This window comes from Guopingia tenuis, assembly GCF_014384805.1.
In the GTDB taxonomy this organism is placed as follows: domain Bacteria; phylum Bacillota; class Clostridia; order Christensenellales; family Christensenellaceae; genus Guopingia; species Guopingia tenuis.
Map to the genome: position 1 here is coordinate 80,782 of NZ_JACRSS010000003.1, position 19,097 is coordinate 99,878.

General features: G+C 55.0%; 15 protein-coding genes. 4 read left to right on the forward strand and 11 right to left on the reverse strand.

Going from position 1 to position 19,097, the window contains the following annotated elements; translation table 11 throughout:
- Nucleotides 1-133: 133 nt before the first annotated feature.
- Nucleotides 134-442: a DUF6506 family protein gene (locus H8693_RS06985; RefSeq protein ID WP_249280391.1), complete on the forward strand. Its 309-nt coding sequence runs from the start codon at nt 134-136 to the stop codon at nt 440-442.
- Nucleotides 443-775: 333 nt separating this feature from the next.
- Here the strand turns inward: H8693_RS06985 and H8693_RS06990 are convergent, their stop codons facing one another.
- The 4 genes from H8693_RS06990 to H8693_RS07005 all read right to left on the reverse strand — a co-directional run bounded on the left by H8693_RS06990 (nt 776) and on the right by H8693_RS07005 (nt 9,212).
- Entirely contained in the window at nt 776-2,263 is a 1,488-nt protein-coding gene (locus tag H8693_RS06990) for an O-antigen ligase family protein (protein ID WP_249280392.1), read from the reverse strand.
- Nucleotides 2,264-2,492: 229 nt separating this feature from the next.
- Nucleotides 2,493-6,230 (reverse strand): phosphoribosylformylglycinamidine synthase, encoded by a 3,738-nt coding sequence (locus H8693_RS06995; RefSeq protein ID WP_249280393.1) that lies wholly within the window; start codon nt 6,228-6,230, stop codon nt 2,493-2,495.
- Nucleotides 6,231-6,439: 209 nt separating this feature from the next.
- Entirely contained in the window at nt 6,440-7,759 is a 1,320-nt protein-coding gene (locus tag H8693_RS07000) for an aspartate kinase (protein ID WP_178621734.1), read from the reverse strand.
- Nucleotides 7,760-7,808: 49 nt separating this feature from the next.
- A complete protein-coding gene (locus tag H8693_RS07005; RefSeq protein ID WP_249280394.1) occupies nt 7,809-9,212 on the reverse strand; it encodes a DUF1015 domain-containing protein in 1,404 nt (467 codons plus the stop codon).
- Nucleotides 9,213-9,682: 470 nt separating this feature from the next.
- Here H8693_RS07005 and leuS point away from each other — a divergent pair, with 470 nt between their 5' ends.
- Nucleotides 9,683-12,106, forward strand: a complete 2,424-nt coding sequence (gene leuS / locus H8693_RS07010) for a leucine--tRNA ligase (RefSeq protein ID WP_249280395.1) — start codon at nt 9,683-9,685, stop codon at nt 12,104-12,106.
- A 470-nt stretch (nt 12,107-12,576) separates the two neighbouring features.
- On the opposite strand, the gene H8693_RS07015 is transcribed toward leuS, so the two are convergent.
- The 4 genes from H8693_RS07015 to H8693_RS07030 are packed head-to-tail and all read right to left on the reverse strand — an operon-like array spanning nt 12,577 to nt 16,431.
- Nucleotides 12,577-12,744 (reverse strand): hypothetical protein, encoded by a 168-nt coding sequence (locus H8693_RS07015; protein WP_249280396.1) that lies wholly within the window; start codon nt 12,742-12,744, stop codon nt 12,577-12,579.
- Nucleotides 12,745-12,748: 4 nt separating this feature from the next.
- Nucleotides 12,749-13,834: a GerAB/ArcD/ProY family transporter gene (locus tag H8693_RS07020; RefSeq protein ID WP_249280397.1), complete on the reverse strand. Its 1,086-nt coding sequence runs from the start codon at nt 13,832-13,834 to the stop codon at nt 12,749-12,751.
- A 3-nt stretch (nt 13,835-13,837) separates the two neighbouring features.
- Nucleotides 13,838-14,971: a Ger(x)C family spore germination protein gene (locus tag H8693_RS07025; protein WP_249280398.1), complete on the reverse strand. Its 1,134-nt coding sequence runs from the start codon at nt 14,969-14,971 to the stop codon at nt 13,838-13,840.
- A complete protein-coding gene (locus H8693_RS07030; RefSeq protein ID WP_249280399.1) occupies nt 14,968-16,431 on the reverse strand; it encodes a spore germination protein in 1,464 nt (487 codons plus the stop codon). The genes H8693_RS07025 and H8693_RS07030 overlap by 4 nt, the downstream gene beginning before the upstream one ends.
- 158 nt (nt 16,432-16,589) lie before the next feature.
- Between H8693_RS07030 and H8693_RS07035 the strand changes: the two genes are divergently transcribed.
- Both H8693_RS07035 and H8693_RS07040 read left to right on the forward strand, forming a co-directional pair.
- Complete coding sequence (locus tag H8693_RS07035; RefSeq protein WP_178618892.1) at nt 16,590-16,772, forward strand: DUF1540 domain-containing protein; 183 nt, start codon at nt 16,590-16,592, stop codon at nt 16,770-16,772.
- Nucleotides 16,769-17,170: a DUF1540 domain-containing protein gene (locus tag H8693_RS07040; protein ID WP_249280400.1), complete on the forward strand. Its 402-nt coding sequence runs from the start codon at nt 16,769-16,771 to the stop codon at nt 17,168-17,170. The genes H8693_RS07035 and H8693_RS07040 overlap by 4 nt, the downstream gene beginning before the upstream one ends.
- A gap of 30 nt (nt 17,171-17,200) precedes the next feature.
- Here H8693_RS07040 and H8693_RS07045 read toward each other — a convergent pair whose 3' ends face one another.
- The 3 genes from H8693_RS07045 to H8693_RS07055 form a co-directional block, all read right to left on the reverse strand.
- On the reverse strand, nt 17,201-17,410 hold the full coding sequence (locus H8693_RS07045) for a hypothetical protein (protein WP_249280401.1): 210 nt from the start codon (nt 17,408-17,410) through the stop codon (nt 17,201-17,203).
- Between the two features lie 36 nt (nt 17,411-17,446).
- Nucleotides 17,447-18,190, reverse strand: a complete 744-nt coding sequence (locus H8693_RS07050; protein ID WP_249280402.1) for a carboxymuconolactone decarboxylase family protein — start codon at nt 18,188-18,190, stop codon at nt 17,447-17,449.
- A 62-nt stretch (nt 18,191-18,252) separates the two neighbouring features.
- Nucleotides 18,253-19,053 (reverse strand): sugar phosphate isomerase/epimerase family protein, encoded by an 801-nt coding sequence (locus H8693_RS07055; RefSeq protein ID WP_178618901.1) that lies wholly within the window; start codon nt 19,051-19,053, stop codon nt 18,253-18,255.
- Nucleotides 19,054-19,097: the final 44 nt, after the last annotated feature.

Sequence of the window (19,097 nt, forward strand, 5' to 3'; positions counted from 1 at the left end):
AAAAAAGCGTTCCTGCCGGGAGGCAGAATAAAGAGGAATTAGCCACATCAATCGAAGCCCATTTGGGAACTTCCATAAGGACTTTATCAAGGAAATGAAATAAAAAACTCTGCACAAAGGAGAATTGAACGATATGAAAAAGAAATTTGCCTTCCTTCTCATGGGTGCTCATTATGACCCGGCCCGTCACCAGGCGGATTTTGAAACCGAAAACCGCCTCACCTCGATCCGCACAGTGCGGGACTATCCGGAGGCCCAGGCCGTCATACGCACTCTTTTTGAAAATGGATACGGCGCCATCGAGCTTTGCGGCGCTTTTGGGGAAGAAAAGGCCCAGGAGCTTATCCGCATGACGCAAGGAAGAGTCGCCATTGGTTTTGTCACCCATTTCCCGGAACAGGACGCCCTGTTTGCCGCATTCTTCGGCAACGGCGGCGAATGAAGGGCTGCCAGATCAAAAATATATCCATTACTGGGCTTCGGCTGGCTGTTTTTCAGGCCACATCCGCGCTGGTCTTGGTTTGTGCAAAACCGCCCGGCTGATTCGTTGGCCGCAGGCGTATCTAAAGGCGGCGTTTATCTCTTCCCTTCGCATCCGGAAAATTCTTCCCGGGATGCACCGATATCTTTCCCCTCCTCTGGTTCAGACGGATGCACCCATGCCAATCCCCGTCTTTCTTCCCTCTTGCCCGCAGGGACGCCGCCTTGTTTCATGCAATAAAAATCCCATCCCAGTCGATGCCGGGATGGGATTTTTATCTATATTCGTTTTCAGCTATTTTGTCTTGGCCATCGCTTTGCCGTGAAACCGCATGGAATCCTGGGGTACAGCCCTTCGGCGAAGCTCTTTTTTCACTTTTCCGTTAAATGCCTGCACCTTTTGCCCCAGATTCACCATGCCGGACCGGCGCTGATGGGGCAATTTTCCATTAAATCCCTCAGATGTGGCCAGAATCATCCAGAGCTCCGGCTTCTCAATGAGGATCCGTGCTTTGGGGAGAATGGCCTCGATTTCGCGGATGGGCTTTTGCAGGCTGACGCATCCGGTAAATCCCCGAACCGCCGTCCGATTGCCCTTGCGGTTGACCCGCACCACCGCCAAATCCCAAACCACTGCCGGCTTGCGCTCATAAATCCCAACGCTGCTCAAAACAAACGCCAGGAGCAGGAAGGTCTGCGGCCAGAAAATCGTAATATCCGTAATCCCATGCACCACTGTGGCAAAAGCCAGCGTAAAGATCAGGAAAGCCCGGCCCTTGTCGATCTCCTCGGTATACATCTTCATTGCCCGCTTCATGATATCCACAAAATAGGGCAGCAGGAAACCAATTCCCACCACGCCAAAATTCAGCAAAGGATCCAGCAGCAGGTTATGGGCATGAGGCGCCTTATGGCCGCCCAGCGCCGCAAAAATATGCGAATAGGTCATTCCGCCCTGGCCGAACAGGGGATGCTCCCGGATGCCGGCAACAGCCGTCTCCCAAATCGAGAACCGCTTGCCGAAATCCACCGTCAGCTCATCCACCCGCGGGAAAATCTCCGGGGCCAGACAGAACATCACCAGGCAGGCAAAGGCAAACAGGCCATACCACTTGAGCTCGCGGAATTTGTGGAACATCGCCATCATCACCGGGATCGCCACCAGCAGCACCAGAATGGTCGTCCGGCAGTCGCTCAAAAACAGCCCCACAAGATTCAATCCGATGACGCCGATATAATAGATCCCCCGGCGCCCGTGTTTCCCCCGGAGCAGCTTATAGGCCGCCATGAGAATGACCATCTCCACCGCCGTGGCATAGTAATTTGCGTTCAAAAACAGCGACGCCGCCCGGTATTCCGGATCCATGGGAAGGAATATCATCATCTCCGCCACGGCGATCACGGCGCATAATATGCTTAAATCACAGCATAAGTCGATGAGCTTTTCAAAAAACGCCCGGGTCATCACCAGCCGCAAAAATGCCGCTGCAACAAAAATGATAGCCATGGCAACGGCAATCGCCATGCCCTCCCAGTTTGCATAGACACAGGAAACAATGAAGCTGATGCCGCAGAAAAGCAGCAGACAGAGCGTATAGCGCCCGCCCCGCACCACGTCGCCCAGGCGCTTATGCCGGGCCATATCCGCAATGATATAGAGCGCCGCGGCCATGGTCGCATACACTGTGAAAAAGAGAGAGGCCACAAGAAGCAGCGCCAGCTTTTCATTCCGCGTCGTATTTTTCCAATAGATTTCGGTCCATTTATAAAAAACTTGCTTCAAATCTTCTTACTTCTTTCCCATCCTGACGATTCTCCACACCCTTATTTTACAGAAATTTTATGCGTAAACAATCTTTTTCACCGAATGTTTACGCTTTCCTTACAAAATCCCTTCGCATATTATATGACGGCCTCCCGGGAAAAGTCAATCGTTTTTGGCTTTTGTTACAAAAATGTAAGGCGCCGGAATCCTGCCCGGCGCCTTCCTGCATATTCTTATTTATCCGGTCTTATTTAAAATATTCCACGCCCGCCTGGAATAGATGCTGATCCTTCTCTCCGGGAACATTCTTGAACAGGCCGGGCACAAACCGCTCGCTGTGGCCCATTTTTCCAAAGACCCGTCCATCCGGCGAGAGCAACCCCTCCACGGCATAAAGCGAGCCATTGGGATTCACGGCAATATCCATGCCGGGCACGCCGTTTTCATCGCAATACTGCGTGGCCACCTGGCCGTTTGCAAAGAGTCCGCGGATCTCCTCCTCGGTTCCAACGAACCGCCCCTCTCCGTGGGAAACGGCGATGCGGTGCACATCTCCCGGCTGCACCTTGGAAAGCCACGGCGATTTAACGGAAGTAATCCGCGTGTTCACCAGGCAGGAGACGTGCCGCCCGATATTATTGAAAGTGAGTGTGGGGCTGTCGTCCCGCATCTCCCGGATCTCGCCATAAGGCACCAGGCCCAGCTTGATGAGCGCCTGGAATCCGTTGCAGATACCCAGCATCAGGCCATCCCGCTTTTTGAGCAGATCCATCACTGCCCGGCTGACTTCGGGATTGCGGAAGGTGGTGGCGATAAATTTGCCGGAGCCGTCCGGCTCGTCGCCGCCCGAGAAGCCGCCCGGGATCATGACGATCTGCGCATTGTCAATCTCCTTCACCAGCAACTGGATGGACTCTTCGATAGCCGCCGCCGAAAGGTTGCGGATGATAACAGTTGTGGCAATCCCGCCGGCCCGCTCAAAGGCGCGCGCCGTATCGTATTCGCAGTTGGTTCCGGGGAACACCGGAATGACGATCCGCGGCTTCGCCGTCTTCACTTGGGGAACCAGGCGGGAACGCTCCCGGCAAACCGGCGTATTTTCCATCGGCGCTTCCTTTGTCTTGGTGGGGAACACCTTTTCCAGCGGCTTGGTATAGAACGCCCGGCAATCTTCCAGCGAGACGCCCTCCCCGTTCACCCGGATTTCCGGCGCGGCGGTCAGCGTGCCGATGCGCTGGAATCCCGCTTCTCCGCCGAGGTCCGCGTCTGTTTCCACAAGGATGGCGCCATAGCTCTTGCGGGTCAGCTGCTTTAAGGAGATATCCTCCTGGAACGCCGTTCCGATGCCGTTGCCCAGGCCCATCTTGGCGGCCGCCGCCAGAATGCCGCCCCGCTCCACGGCATAAGCCGCATGGATTTTTCCTTCTTCCATAAGCTCGTGCAACCGGTCGTATTTCGCTTTCACATCTTCATACAGCGGCAGCGCCAGCTCGTCCCGGGCAATCTCCATGAGATAGAGGGCATGTCCGGCCTGCTTGAATTCGGGGGTGATCACCTCGTCCGCCGTGGAAGGGCAGATGGCAAAGGAGCAGACGGTGGGCGGAACCGTGAGATCCCGGAAGGTGCCGGACATGGAGTCCTTTCCGCCGATGGCCGCCACGCCCATGCCCCGCTGGGCCACCCATGCGCCCAGAAGCGCCGCAAGGGGCTTGCCCCATTTTTCCGGAACATCCTCCAGCCGCTCGAAATATTCCTGCAAGGTCAGCCAGGATTTGCGGAAATCGCCGCCCGCCGCCACCATCTTCGCAATCGAACTCAAGATGGCATAGACTGCGCCATGGAAGGGGCTCTCCTCCATGAGATACGGGTCGATGCCAAAGCCCATGATCGTGGCGTCCTTGGTCTGCGCCCCCAGCACGGGAATCAGCGCCGACATGGCCTGCACCGGCGTGAGCTGGCTTTTCCCGCCAAGGGGCATGGTCACACTGCCCGCGCCGATGGTGGAGTCAAACCGCTCAATCAGCCCCTTCTGGCTGCAAATATTCAAATCCGAAAGCAGCGCCTCCATCTGTTCCAAAAGCGTGCCTTCTACCTTTTCATCAAACAGACCCGAGGATTCCCCGTTGGTCACCCGAGCTTTGGCATACTGAGTGGCGCCGTTGGTATTCAAGAATTCCCGGCGGATATCCACAATCGTGCGGCCCTTCCATGTAAACCGCATGCGCCCGGTATCCGTCACCTTGGCAACCGCCGTCGCCTCCAAGTTTTCTGCGTCCGCCAGCGCGATCATGCGCTCCGCATCCTTGGCCTCCACCACGATCGCCATGCGCTCCTGAGATTCCGAAATGGCCAGCTCGGTGCCGTCCAGCCCTTCATATTTCTTGGGAACCTTGTCCAAATCGATATCCAGGCTCTCGGCCAGCTCGCCGATGGCCACGCACACGCCGCCCGCGCCGAAGTCGTTGCAGCGTTTGATGAGCTTTGAAAATTCCGGATTGCGGAACAGCCGCTGGAGCTTGCGCTCGGTTAGGGGATTTCCCTTCTGCACCTCCGCGCCGCATTCCTCGATGGATTTTTCGTCATGGGCCTTGCTGCTGCCCGTTGCACCGCCGCAGCCGTCCCGGCCGGTGCGCCCGCCGATCAGAAGGATGATATCCCCCTCTGCGGGAACCTCCCGGCGCACGTTTTCTTCGGGCGCCGCACCGACGACCGCGCCGATCTCCAGCCGCTTGGCTTTATAGCCCGGATGGTATACCTCATGCACCAGCCCAGTTGCCAGGCCGATCTGGTTGCCATAGGAAGAATATCCCGCCGCGGCTTCCCGGGTGATCTTGCGCTGGGGCAGTTTATATTCCATGGTGTCCGCCGTGGATTCCCGGGGATCGCCGCTGCCCGTCACCCGCATGGCCTGATAGACATAGCTGCGGCCCGAGAGGGGATCGCGGATCGCGCCGCCCAGGCAGGTCGCCGCGCCACCGAAGGGCTCAATCTCGGTGGGATGGTTATGCGTCTCGTTTTTGAACAGGATGAGATAATCCTGCTCGCCTTTGTCTGTCTTGAGCTTATGCTTGATGGAGCAGGCGTTGATCTCCTCGCTCTCGTCCAGGTTTTTGAGCAGACCGCGCTTCTTGGCCTCTTTGGTGTAAATCGTGGCCACGTCCATAAGGCAGATATATTTTTCCTTCTGCCGCTCGCCATAGACGAATTCCCGCGCCTTTTTATATTCCTCAAACGCCTCCTGTACTCGGGCGCTGACTGGCCCTTCTTCAAATTCCACATCCGTGAGCTGGGTCAGAAAGGTGGTGTGCCGGCAGTGGTCCGACCAATAGGTGTCGATAACCTTCAGCTCGGTGATGGTAGGATCGCGTTTCTCAGACCGGAAATATTCCTGGGTACAGAGCAGGTCGGCGGGAGTCATGGCAAAGCCGTTCTCCTGGCAATACTGGGCGATCTCCTCCTTGCTCATCCGGATAAAACCTTCCACTGTCGCCACATGATCGGGCACCTTGAGCTGCATCTGCAGCGTCTCGGGCTTTTCCAGCCGGGCCTCCCGGGAGTCCACCGGGTTGATGACGTATTTTTTGATTCTCTCAATTTCCCCGTCCGTCACACCGCCGGTCAGGATATAGAGCTTTGCCGTGGCCACAGTCGGCCGCTCTTTTTTGGTCAGAAGCTGGACGCATTGGGCCGCGCTGTCCGCCCGCTGGTCATACTGTCCCGGAAGAAACTCGACGGCAAAGACCTTTTCTCCCGCCGCCAGAGGAAGCTCCTCCAAATATACCTTATCCACCGCCGGTTCGGAAAACACCGACCGGCAGGCCGCCTCAAAATCCGCTCCGTCCAGGCCCTCCACATCATAGCGCAGCACAATCCGCACGCCCTCCAGGGAGGCAATGCCCAGATTTTCCCGAAAATCCGCCAAAGCGTCCTGGGCCGCGACGGCAAACCCCTCTTTCTTTTCCACAAAAATCCGTTTTACATCCATCTTTCCAACACTCCTAAAAGCTTTTTCTTTCCCCAATTTTCAAAGGCCTTCCGCCTCTTTACGCAAAAGACAAGCTGGGCGCGTTTTCCCGCGCAGCAGCTTGTCCGCATTTTATTCGTCCCGCCGCGGCCCTATTTCCGGGAAATACGCATTCCCCTGGGATGTTTTCTCATTTTTCAAGGTTTCTTCCCTCCGGCCGCCGTCAATGTTCAATTTTCCCCTGCAAAGGCGTTATGAATGGCATTCATCGCCTTTTCGAAATCGTCGTTTTCCACGCCCACAATAATGTTCAGCTCGCTGGAACCCTGGTCGATCATGCGGATGTTGATGTTCGCGTCCGCTAGCGCCCCAAACAGCCGGGCCGCGCAGCCCACGCTGCGGATCATCCGGCGCCCCACTGTGGCAATCAGCGCCATATGGCCCACTACCTCGACGCTGTCCGGCTCGCAGACTCGGTGAATATCGTCGATGATGTCGTTAATGTTGTCCTTCACCTTGCTGTCTTCCAGCACGACGCAGAGCGTATCGATGCTGGAGGGCATGTGTTCGAAGGGAATGCTGTATTTTTCAATGCAGGCCAGCACCTTCCGGCCAAAGCCAAGCTCGGTGTTCATGCCGTTCTTTTCGATGGAAAGCACGGTAAAATTCTTCTTTCCCGCGATCCCGGTCACAGCCGGGCCGTCCTCGTCCTCAATCATGGGAACAATCATGGTGCCGCTCTCCTCGGGTGCGTTGGTATTGCGCACATTGATGGGAATTGCCGCCTGATATACCGGAAAAATCGAATCCTCATGGAGCACAGAGGCGCCCATATAGGAAAGCTCCCGCAGTTCTTTATAGGTGATGCAGTCGATTTTTTTCGCATTCTTCACGATCCGCGGATCCGCCATGAAAAAGCCGGAAACATCCGTCCAGTTTTCATAGAGATCGGCACTGGCCGCCGCGGCCACAATCGCCCCCGTCACATCCGAGCCGCCCCGGGAAAAGGTCTTGATGCTGCCATCCGGCATGCTTCCATAAAACCCGGGAATCACAGCCCTTCCCGCCTTCAAAAGCCGCGTCTCCATATGGTCGATGGTCTTGGCGGCGTCGTATTTTCCGCGCTTATCGAAAAACACCACTTCGGCGGCGTCGATAAATTCATATCCCAAAAGGTCTGCCAGAAGAAGCCCATTCAGATATTCACCCCGGCTCGCCGTATAGTCCTCGGAAGCGCCCTTCATGACGTTTTCCCGGACGGTTTCCAGATATTCTTCGATGGGAATGCTCAAATGGAGGGCATCCCGGATGCCCACGTATCTCTCAAAGATTTTCCGAAAAATCTCCGTCGAATCATGCCCATACTGCACGGACTTTTGGAACATATACAACAGATCGGTCACTTTTGTATCGTCACTGTGCCGCTTGCCCGGCGCAGACGGCACAACATAGCGCCGCTCCGGGTTCGCCTCGATAATTTTCTTAACTTTCTCCAACTGGGCGGCGTCCGCCAGCGAACTGCCCCCAAATTTGGCCACTATCCCAGCCATTTCTATCTTTCTCCTCCAAATGGCGGCGGCGCCGCCATGTCTTTTTTCGTTATTCTTCTTCCTCAGGGACGTCCTCGCCGATGATCTCTTCTTCAGCCATCCGGGCCTCATCCTCTTCTTCGGCAATCGGCTCCTCGGCTTCCTCGTCCTCAACGATCTCCTCTGCTTGGGTCAGCAGACGGCATTCCAGATAATAGCGTTTTTCATTGGCCTCACCCAGCGAAAAGCTCTTTTTGGGCAGCACGCCGCACTCAATCACCGTGTCAAAGAAGGTTTCCTTTTCCATCGCGGGCATATAGAAGCCCAGCGTGTCGTATTCGCCCGCCAGTTCTTCCAATTCCTCGTCGCCATGGATATACTCCAGGCGGCAGTTGTTCTTCTCTGCATATTTTTCCAAGACGGGCTGGATCTCTCCCACTACCATGGGATGCACCGGGTTATGAATCTCAATGCGGCCCGCGCTGTCCTTGCTGGTGAAGAAAACGGTCTGGGGCGCGCTGCTCATCTGCATGGAGGGCTTGCGCCGGGAGAACACCAGCCGGGCGTCCAATCCCGCGCGGTTCAGCTGATCCGCCACATATTGGATGCATTGGGCGGAATTGACCTTGCTGATGACCCGGTGAATGGGCTTCAGGGTTAGGGCGTCGTCATGAAGGTTCAAAAGCTCCACCAGCGCATAGCGCAGAGGGCTGGTTTCCAGCTCTTCCGGGGAAAGCGTTTCCTTCGCCTCTTCCCAGACGGTCTTTGCCGTAGCCAGGGAATGATTTCCGTCTCCCACACAGAACCGCATGCCGTCATGCAGCTCCAGCTGAGAAATTGCCTCAAGAACTCCCTCAATGGAGGCCTCATCATCCACAAAATATCCGGCGACCCGGCCGCCGTTCTGCATAAGCTCAAAGTCATAGAGCTTGGGGAAGCGGTCTTTGCGCTGATAGAGCGGCTCGATGACCTGTTTTTCCTTGTCGTCCATCAGGACCAGAACGTGAGGCATTTCCACGTCCGCATTTTTGCGGATGGCAATGCGGGGAGGAATGCGCTCGAGAAGCGTCTCCTCTGTGGCCCGGATCAGGGGGCGGCTTTCCAGATCATAGTCGTATTCTTCCAGGTCGATGGCCACCATCAGGCCCTTTCTGGGCTTCCCGTCAATATAGCGTTCCACCAGGACAAAGCCCCGGGGCAGCAGGTTTAAGACGCTGTCGTCCAAATAACTGCGCATCACTTCTTTAGCGCGGGAAATCCGCTGGGAAACGTCTGCATCCTCCAAATAAATTTCGGGCAGCATGATATGCAGCGTGGACGGGCTGTTCCCCACCATGCGCTCCACCTCATTCCAGTATCTCTGGTTAGTGGTGAATTGGTCACATGCGACAACCGACCATTTTCGCATATTGACCTTTTCATCCGGAATCAAAATTTCAGGAACCTCGATTCCCAGTTTGCCTTGGTTTTTCATCGATACACCTTCCTATGCTTGCGGATTTCAATATAGATAAAGAATCCAAATTTTATCCGGGCTTTCGCCCGGTTTTATTCTATCCCTATTTTTGACGGCTACCCACCAGTCAATTATCCGAACTTACTATATCATATAACCCACCCACTTTTCAACTTTTTTTGCTAGTTTTTCTCGTTCCCGCCCCCGTTTTTGTTGACATTCCCGCCGATATGCTATATATTTTACCTATATTACTTATATGGGCCGTGAAAAGAAGCAGTATTTCCGTATTCCCCCTGGAAAGAGAGCCGGCTCCAGGCTGCAAGGCCGGCAGGGCGGGCGGGAAGAACTCGTCTTTGCTCCTCGCGGTGAAAACAAGCGCCGGGGCCGCTGCCCTGGAATAAAGAGTGGTACCGCGGAATATTTCGCCTCTTTTCAAAAGAAAGAGGCGTTTTTTTCGGAAAAATTAAAAAAGGAGAGTTGACAAAGTGAACTTACCGGAAATTGAAAAAAAGTGGCAGAAACGCTGGGAAGAGACAGGTCTCTATAAATTCGATAAAAACAGCGATAAGCCCAAGCAATATGTGCTGGAGATGTTCTCCTATCCCTCCGGGGCCAAGCTCCATGTGGGCCACTGGTATAACTATGGCCTTTCGGATACCTATGCCCGGTTCCGCCGGATGCAGGGCTATAACGTCTTTCATCCCATGGGCTTTGACGCCTTCGGCCTGCCGGCCGAGAACTATGCCATCAAAACCGGCATTCATCCCAAGGATTCCACCCTGGCCAACATCGAGACCATGGAAAAGCAGCTGCGGGCCATGGGGGCCTCCTTTGATTGGGATTATGAGGTGAAAACCTGCATGCCCGAATACTATAAATGGACCCAGTGGTGCTTTTTGCAGCTCTATAAAAAGGGCCTGGCCTACCGCAAGGAGGCGCCGGTCAACTGGTGCCCCAAGTGCAACACGGTTCTGGCCAATGAACAGGTGGTGGAAGGCGCCTGCGAACGCTGCCACACGCCCGTCACCCGCAAGCATCTGACCCAGTGGTTTTTCAAAATCACGGATTATGCCGAGGAACTGCTGGCAGACCTTGATAAGATCGACTGGCCGGCCAAGACCAAGCTGATGCAGAAAAACTGGATCGGCAAGTCGGTGGGCGGTGAAATCACCTTTAAAATCCAGGGCGGCGGCGAATTCACCGTGTTCACCACCCGGGCGGATACGCTCTATGGCTGCACCTACGTCGTTATCTCTCCCGAGCATCCCCTTCTGGATCAGCTGACTACGCCGGAAAACAAGGCGGCTGTGGAGGAATACAAGGCCTATGCGGCAGCGGCTTCGGAGATCGACCGCCTGGCCACAACCCGGGAAAAAACCGGCGTGTTCACCGGCTCTTATGCAGTGAATCCCATCAACGGCCGCGCCGTTCCCATCTGGACGGCAGACTATGTCCTGGCCAGCTATGGCACGGGCGTCGTCATGGCTGTTCCGGCCCATGACGAGCGCGACTTTGAATTTGCGACCAAATATAACCTGCCCATCGAGCGGGTCATCGCGGCAAAGGAAAAGGGAGAGGACGACAGCCTGCCCTATACCGAACATGGCGTGCTGGTCAACAGCCCGGGCTTTGACGGCATGAATGCCGACGACGCCAGAAAGGCTATGCTGGAGCTGCTCCATGAACGGGGCTGCGGCGGCTTCAAGACCAACTACCGCCTGCGGGACTGGCTGATTTCCCGGCAGCGGTATTGGGGTGCGCCCATTCCCATGATCCATTGCCCCCATTGCGGGACGGTTCCCGTGCCTGAGGAGGATCTGCCCGTCGAGCTTCCCTATGATGTGGATTTCACGCCGGATGGCACCTCCCCCTTGGCCAAGCATGAAGGCTTCATGAACGTGAAATGCCCGGTCTGCGGTGCGGATGCCCGGCGCGACCCGGATACCATGGATACCTTCATGTGTTCTTCCTGGTATTACCTGCGCTATCCGGACAACAAGGACGACAAAATGGCCTGGGACCCGGCCATCATCAACAAGATGCTCCCGGTCGATAAATATATCGGCGGCGCCGAGCATGCCTGCATGCATCTGCTCTATTCCCGGTTCTTCACCAAGGCTTTCCGGGATATGGGATATCTGAATTTCGATGAACCCTTCGCCTCTCTGGTGCATCAGGGCGTCATTCTGGGGCCGGACGGCGAGCGTATGAGCAAATCCCGGGGCAACGTCATTTCCCCGGATGAATACGTCAACAAATACGGCGCGGACGCTTTCCGGATGTATCTGGGCTTTGGCTTCTCCTATGTGGAGGGCGGCCCCTGGAACGACGGCGGCATCAAGGCCATCTATAAATATATGGAGCGTGTCGAACGGCTGGTGGAACGCATCCAGAACGCGGCGGACGATCACGATGCCATGGGAGAAGAGGAAAAGAAGGTCAACTTCGTTCTTCACAACACCATCAAGAGTGTGACGGCCGATCTCACGAATTTCTCCTTCAACACGGCCATTGCCCGCCTGATGGAGCTGACCAACGCTCTCTACCGCTATACCGACGGCCCCATCAACAAGACATATGCCCTCAATACCATCCAAACCATGATGAAGCTGATGGCGCCCTTTGCTCCGCATTTTGCCGAGGAGCTTTGGGAACGTCTGGGCGGTGAATACAGCATTTTCAACCAGCCCTTCCCCGAATATGACGAGAGCGCTCTGGCGCAGGAGGAGGTTACCTATCCCCTGCAGGTCAACGGCAAGGTTCGGGAGCGTTTCTCCGTCCCCGCAGACCTGGATAAGGCGGGAATCGAGGCCCATGTCCGCGAGCATTTTGCCTCCTATTGGGAAGGCAAGCAGCTTTTGAAGCTGATCGTCGTTCCCGGACGGATCGTCAATGTCGTAGTCAAATAATCCCAGCATACCAAAACAGGAGCCCTTTGCGGGTTCCTGTTTTTTTATTGGACGTCAGGATGCGTTTTCAGAGCCTTTCCATCCCTTCGATACTGAAGCATTCCTCTGCCGGATGCGGCCGCCGTTCCAATATCCGGATGCATATTTTTGCGGGAAATCCAGCCGGGCACGCCAGAAGGGAAACCGTTCAAATATAAGCTCGCCCTGTTCCTTCCGCTTTTTCCCTTTCTTTTTAATAGGCGGTTTGCCGTGTCATGAAACGCGGCAAGGGTCGGCGCGATCCAACCTCGGGCATTCCGCGGGAGATTGCATCTCCTGTCGAATGAGAAAAGGGACTCTGCCGCCTAAGAGGCGTGGGGCATCTTGCCTACGTTATAATTTCACATCTTTTCTTTCTGTTTCACATTTAAAGAGGTTTTTTCTTATCTCTCAATCAAACAACGCCATTCCATTTCTTCTTTAAAAACAGGCTACAGCAGTCCCGGATAAAACGGGTCCATGGCCGCCAGGACAAAGAGCGCCAGCGCCCCCAGGGAAATGAGGATATAGGCCGCCATCGTTCGGTTTTCTCCCTGGCGGTGCAAGCTTCGGATTTCCCAAAACAACAGTACCGCCAAAATGAAGGTCATCAGGAACATCGTCTTATTCCTCCTTTTTCTGTTTTCGCCAGGTCAGGCACAGAGCCAGGGCCGGAAGCCCCACCTGGGGAACCACGGCGATATACGGATAGACCTGCACAAGGAACCGGGACACCTCCAGAGAGCTTCCCGAAATGAACTGGGCAAAGCCGGCCACCAGCGCCCCCACGGGCAGCGCCAGGTGTTTCTGGTCTGCCAGATGGAAAGTTTCCGCCAGGCATTGGCAGATTGCCCGCAGGTGAATCGTGAGCCGGAATACCACGGCAAAGAAAAATGCCGCCACGACCAGCATTTTCACGCCGTTGATAGCCTGGAACAGCTCCGTGCTCTGGCTCGCGCGGAAGAATCCCACAGTGTTCATATAGGCGGTTTGCCCGCCCACCAGAATGTTGCCAACGGCGAACAGCAGAACCAGCCCATTGCCCGCCAGAATGCTCAACAGTGTCGGCTTGACGAGCTTTTTTCTCTCCTTGATATTGGGAACGCAGGTCATGACGGCCAGCAGTTCGCCAAATTCAATGGTGGTCAGGGCCAAAACCACCTGGATCATCTTTTCCGGCGGCGCCGCCAAAATGGGCAGGAGATGCTCGGGCTCTCCCGTGGCGATTTCAAACACGACAGCGGCAATGCAGACCACGAGAATAACCGCCCCCACGATGACGCTCATGCGCCCCAGCGTCTCGATCCCCTTTTTAGCCGTATAGGCCACAGCCAGCATGACCGGCGCGATAAAGAAGATCAGCCGCATCTGCACCAGCACAGTATCCACGGTATACAGGCCGTAATAATTGAGCAGGATGGCGCTGATCAGGAAGAAATAGAGGGTATACAGCACCGTTGCGATATTCCCCAGGATTTTTCCAAAGGCCCTGATATTGATATCATGGAGTGTGCAGCCAGGATTCCTGGTAAACAGCCCGATCGCCAGGAGATTGACAAGAAGTCCCAGAGGGAAGCAGAAGAGAAAGGCCATCCAGGTTTCTGACCCGGCCTGCCCCTCCACGGCTCCAATGATGAAAAGATTGGATAGACACGCCAGTACCAGAAGAAAGCTGTATTGATAAAGGTAAATTTTCTGTCTCTTTTCCATGCCCTACTCCCATAAATATTCGGATTTTTCCGGCGTGCCCTGAAACCGCAGCGCACTTTTGGCATCCACGCTGTAGGTACCCTCTGCCAGGGCGTCGCCCCAGGAATCCTGATATGCCTCTATTTCCTCCGGATGGCGGTTCAGATATATCGCCGCCAGGTTCAAAAAATCTGCTTTCCATTCCTTCATTTTATCAATGGCCATCATAGCCTGTTCCTCCGCCCGGGCCTCCGCCGCCTTCAGGATATATGCCTGATTCTGCTCTGCAAGAGTGTTGGCGCTTCCGCTCTGTTCACTGATGGAGAAATAGAACTGTATGGCGATGGAGAAATGCAGCTTTCCATCCTTTTTTTCCGCCGTCACATTCGTTTCTGCCTCGACGATTTCCACGCCGAAATCCTCCTGCAGCTCCGGCACATAGATGGTGTGAAAGGTATCCTCCATATCTCCGGAGATCCATTTTACCCCCATCGCCTCCTCCGGCTGCAAAATCCCCGTCAGCACCTTGCCCTTGACGACTCCCATGCCGCTGACGGTCAGCCTGGCATCCTCTCCTTCCCCCTCCAGGCGGCATACTGGAACCAGGGCGGTGTTTCCAATGCCCTTCAGGCCATTCTGCACATTTTTCACATTGGTTTTCACTGCAAAGGAGTGTGTGGCAGCGTTTTTGATGAGCAGCAGCAGGGATACCGGCGGGGGTTGGGAGAAGCCGTTTTCATAGGAAAGCACGTCCGCCGCCGAAGCGCCTTCGATAATGGCGATCTGCTCCGTTCCGTATTTTTCCTGAGAGGCAAAGAACGCCTGCACAACTCCGGCAAAATCCTTTTTCGCCAGCTCCTCGCTCACCGCAATGATATCATTTTGCCCCAAAAAAGGGCTCCGTTCCGACATATTCGAGATTCCCGCCCGCAGCTCGGCAAGGGTGGAGCCCATAGCGCTATAGTTGATATAGCCGCCATCATCCTCTGCCGAGCGGAGCATGCAGGCGGTCATATTATATTTTTCCCCGTTCTCCCCCGTATCAAAGGCCACACCTTTGACGATGCCGATATCCGCCAGCCGGTTCGCGTTATATACGCAGCCGGACAGCAGCAGGGAGCAGGCAAGGAGAAGACAGATCAAACGTCGCTGTTTCATAAAAGCCCCTTTCTCTTCAGGATCTGCTTGGTGCTCGTCCGGATCACGCTGTCCTTCAGCCCCTTCCAGCGGATCGGAGCCAGAGGCAGCATATAGGGATAGCCAAAGGAGCGCAGTGTGCAAAGATGGGCCAGAATCATAAACAGGCCGATGAGAATGCCATAGACCCCAAAGGCTGCCGCCAGCACCAGCAGCAGGATCCGCAAAATGGCAATGGAATCGATGGCAGAATTCACCACAGCCGAAGTGATAAACGTCATGGCTGCAATCACCACGGAGGGCGCCCCGATGAGATTGGCCCCAACCGCCGCCTCTCCGATGATGAGCACCCCCACAATGCCCACCGTGGAGCCCAGAGACGCCGGCAGACGCAGCAGCGATTCCCGCAGCAGCTCATAGAGCAGCAGCATAATAAACATCTCTACCGCCGGCTGCATGGGCACTCCCTCGCTGGCCCGGATCAGGGTTTCCAAAAGCTGGTCTGGGATCATCTCCTGGTGATAGGTGACAAGGGCCACATAAATCCCCGGAAGCATAATGGTGAGCACATAGGCGATCACCCGGAGAATCCGGAGAAAGTTGGCATAATAGGGCCGGGTATAGTAGTCCTCCACCACCTGAAAGGTCTCGGTGAACAGCATAGGGATCGTGAGGACAAAGGGCGTCCCGTCCACGATGACCGCCACGCGCCCTTTGATCAGCTTGGCCGCCACAATATCCGGTTTTTCGTTGTTGCCGATGGTGGAAAAAACTGTCCGCGGGTTATCTTCAATCAGCTGTTCGATATGCCCGGATTCCAAAATATACTCGACGTCGATATCCTGAAGCCGCTTGCGCACCTTTTCCACCAGCTCTTCCTGTACCGCGCCCTCCAGATAAACCATGCAGATATCCGTCTGCGTAAGATTGCCCTTTTGGAGGATTTCGGTTTTCAGCTTGGGGGAACGGATCTTGCGCCGCAGCAGGGCGACGTTAAACAGCAGCGTTTCTGTAAACCCCTCCTTTGGCCCGCGCACGGCCTGCTGGGTATCCGGCTTGGGAATCCCCCGGTTCGGCCATCCCCGGGTCTGAATGATGAGCGCCTGGTCATAGCCATCGACAAACACCACAGTATCTCCGCTCAGGCATTTGGTCACGGCCTTTTGAAAATCCGCCTCCGGCTTGATGTCCACTGCCGTTAAGAGCTTTTCTTTCAAATCCTCCAGATTGCGGGGAGAAAATCCTTCTTTATCAAAGCTGAACCCCAAAAAAGGACGGATGACGTTTTCGGCAATGCTGTCTTTGGTCACAAGGCCGTCGGAGAACGTCACAATTACCTTTCGCCCTTCAATATTGGTCAGCCGCCGTTTGACGATGTCAAAGCAGTTTTCAAAGGTTTCCATAAGCTGCTGGTAGTTTTTTTCAATATTTTTATGGATGGTTTTGGTTATTTCCCCGTCGTTTCGGGAATTTCTAAACAAGAGAATACCCTCCTTTTTCCCGTTTTTTCTATCCTGCGTATTTTGGCGCAAGCTTATGCAGTCTTTTGGATTTTACAGAATGTGCATGTTTTTTCCGGACATATTCGCCCCGCATTCTGCGCAAGATATAGATGGAGAAAAAACGAGGAGGTATCGATATGAAGCCACCGCAGATCATCAAATGCCAAATCGAAAGCTGCGTTCATAACTCGCCCGACCATTATTGCACGCTAAAGTCCATCTGCATTTATCCATGCCGGCCTTACGACTGCGATACGGTGGAACACAAGAGCGAGAGTATGTGCGCAAATTTTGAAAAAAAGGATCGTGGATTATTTTGAAAAGCAGAATTCAATGCGCAGCCCGGGACTGCATTCACAACATCTCGGGAAAATGCGCCAGCGAGCTGGTGCAGGTGCAGGAATATGTGGATGAAAGAACAATTTTTCCCTATTGCGAAACCTTCGTGACCGACGAAAAGGCTCTCGTCATCCCCACACTCACCGCCATGCGTGCCCATCATGCCGAGATAGGGGCCGAGCAGGACTGGCCCTCTTCCGGTGTGCCGCGGGGTTCGCAGAAAATGGTGCCCCATGAAACCATCGCGTGCGCGGTTTTTGACTGCATCCATTATAAGGACTCGTATTGCCAGGCCGGCCGCATCGAAATTGACGCGCCGGTTCTGCCCGGCGAAGGGGGAACCCTTTGCCACTGCAATACCTATACGCAAAAGTACTGAGGCTTCCCGCCGGATTTTGAGGCGGATGGCCTACCTCTCTATTTTCTCAGGAATATTGCCGTTTGAAACGGCAAAGGAGCCGGCAAATATACCGGCTCCTTTTTCTCCTGCTTTCTTTAAAAAGAAAGCGGACAGAGAAACTTTGTGACTGGGTGTGCTTATTTTCTTATTCGTGCTCTTTTCTCCCAGATATACCGACGTCTGCCCTGGGATTTTAGACAATCGGGGCTTTTCCAACATTCTCGGATTCCCCGCGCGTCCCATGATAGGTTCTTGTCAGAGCCCTTCCAAACAGGAAAAAGCGTTGAGGGTTCGGGGATAGCCGATCCAGGGCAGGCACTGTTCCCATGCCTCCACGATTTTTTCCCGGGAAACCCCCACCCGCATGGCGCCTTGCAGATGGGCTTTCAGCTGGGGTTCACAGCCCAACACCGCCAGCAGGCAGACAGTGATAAGCTCCCGGTTTTTGACGGATAATCCTTCCCGGCAATAGATATCCCCGAAGGTTCCCGCCAAATATCCACTGACGTTCCGCTGGTCACCCTTCGCCTGCCGCAGGGCCTGCGTAGGCGCCTCGCCGAAAATTTCCGCATGCTTGGCAAATCCGGCTTCCCGCCGGGTTTCCTCCCTAGCCGTGCCGCAGGGCTCCAGGGGCAGGGCAATCCCGGCCTCTTCAAATTCCTTGTTGGCATGCCAAAGCGCCTCCATCACCCGGGGAAAACCGATATACGGCGAACAGTGATAGAGCACCTCCCGCAGAGTGACCGCCTGCATCCCCAGGCGCAGTCCGGCCTGTAAAAGCATCTGCATATGGCTATAGCAGCCCTGGGCCGCCAAAACGGCCAGCGTTACCTGCACCCGTTCTTCTGCCGTCAGGGCCGCGCCGGATGCGATCTCGCCAAAGGCCCAGTTTTCAAACATCGCATAAAGCTCCGGGTCCTGCTCCCCGCCGGCAAAGGCCCGGAATCCCTTGCCAAACCATTTTTTCTCCAGGCGTTCCGCTGCATGCTCCCGTTTCATTCTCTTCCCCTCCCTATTTTTCCATATACAAAAACGCCGCCCCTGCGGGGCAGCGTTTCTTCTTAAAGATTCCGCATAAAGCCGGCATATTTTGCAAAGGCAATACCCGGCTCTTCCAGCGACATATTCCAGCGTTTCACCCATTCCAGCGAGAAATAGCCGTCATATCCGCTTTGCTTCAGAAGCGCGATACACTTTTTCACCGGCACGTCGCCATAACCCACCATGCAGTAGGCCATTTCGCCATCCTGCATCTCCGAATCCTTCACATGGCAGTGCTTCACCAGCGCGCCGATATTTTCCATGGTGGTTTCCGGCGCTTCCCCAAAGAAGCGGTATGGATGGTTGAAATCCCAAAGCACACCCAGATTCGGCTGATTCACAGCATCGATGAGCTTGCGAAGCCGCGCCGTATCGGCATATACGCCGTTGGTTTCCACCAGAATTTCCACGCCCTGCGCCGCGGCATAACCGCAGATGGCCGAAAGGTTCGCCGCCACCAGCGCATCGTCCACTTCGCCCTCCGGCGCGGGGTTCCGATCCGCCAGCACCCGGACATAGGGAATATTCATGGCCTTGGCCGTATCCACATAGCGTTTCGCCATGGCAAAATCCGCTTCCCAGCGCGCGGGAACATGCAGATCGCAGGCGGAGGTCAAAATCGGAATGGCCAGCCCCAGCTCCTTCAGCCGCGCCATGGTTTTTTCCCGCTTTTCCGGCGAAAATTCCCGGATATCCGGCGCGTCAATGACGTGCATCACGCCGCGGATCTCAATGCCGTCATAGGACAGATCCTTGGCAATCGCCAGAATATCGCCAAAGCTCATTCTCGGGCAGCCCAATGTTGAAAAGCTCAGTTTCATGTTGTTTCCCTCCGTTCTCACTGCTTTCCTCTATCATATCACAC

Excerpts from the sequence above, each read along its gene's own strand:
- H8693_RS06985 (WP_249280391.1), top strand. The coding sequence starts at position 134 with ATGAAAAAGAAATTTGCCTTCCTTCTCATGGGTGCTCATTATGACCCG.
- H8693_RS06995 (WP_249280393.1), bottom strand. The coding sequence starts at position 6,230 with ATGGATGTAAAACGGATTTTTGTGGAAAAGAAAGAGGGGTTTGCCGTC.
- H8693_RS07000 (WP_178621734.1), bottom strand. The coding sequence starts at position 7,759 with ATGGCTGGGATAGTGGCCAAATTTGGGGGCAGTTCGCTGGCGGACGCC.
- H8693_RS07005 (WP_249280394.1), bottom strand. The coding sequence starts at position 9,212 with ATGAAAAACCAAGGCAAACTGGGAATCGAGGTTCCTGAAATTTTGATT.
- H8693_RS07015 (WP_249280396.1), bottom strand. The coding sequence starts at position 12,744 with ATGTTCCTGATGACCTTCATTTTGGCGGTACTGTTGTTTTGGGAAATC.
- H8693_RS07020 (WP_249280397.1), bottom strand. The coding sequence starts at position 13,834 with ATGGAAAAGAGACAGAAAATTTACCTTTATCAATACAGCTTTCTTCTG.
- H8693_RS07025 (WP_249280398.1), bottom strand. The coding sequence starts at position 14,971 with ATGAAACAGCGACGTTTGATCTGTCTTCTCCTTGCCTGCTCCCTGCTG.
- H8693_RS07035 (WP_178618892.1), top strand. The coding sequence starts at position 16,590 with ATGAAGCCACCGCAGATCATCAAATGCCAAATCGAAAGCTGCGTTCAT.
- H8693_RS07045 (WP_249280401.1), bottom strand. The coding sequence starts at position 17,410 with ATGTTGGAAAAGCCCCGATTGTCTAAAATCCCAGGGCAGACGTCGGTA.
- H8693_RS07050 (WP_249280402.1), bottom strand. The coding sequence starts at position 18,190 with ATGAAACGGGAGCATGCAGCGGAACGCCTGGAGAAAAAATGGTTTGGC.
- H8693_RS07055 (WP_178618901.1), bottom strand. The coding sequence starts at position 19,053 with ATGAAACTGAGCTTTTCAACATTGGGCTGCCCGAGAATGAGCTTTGGC.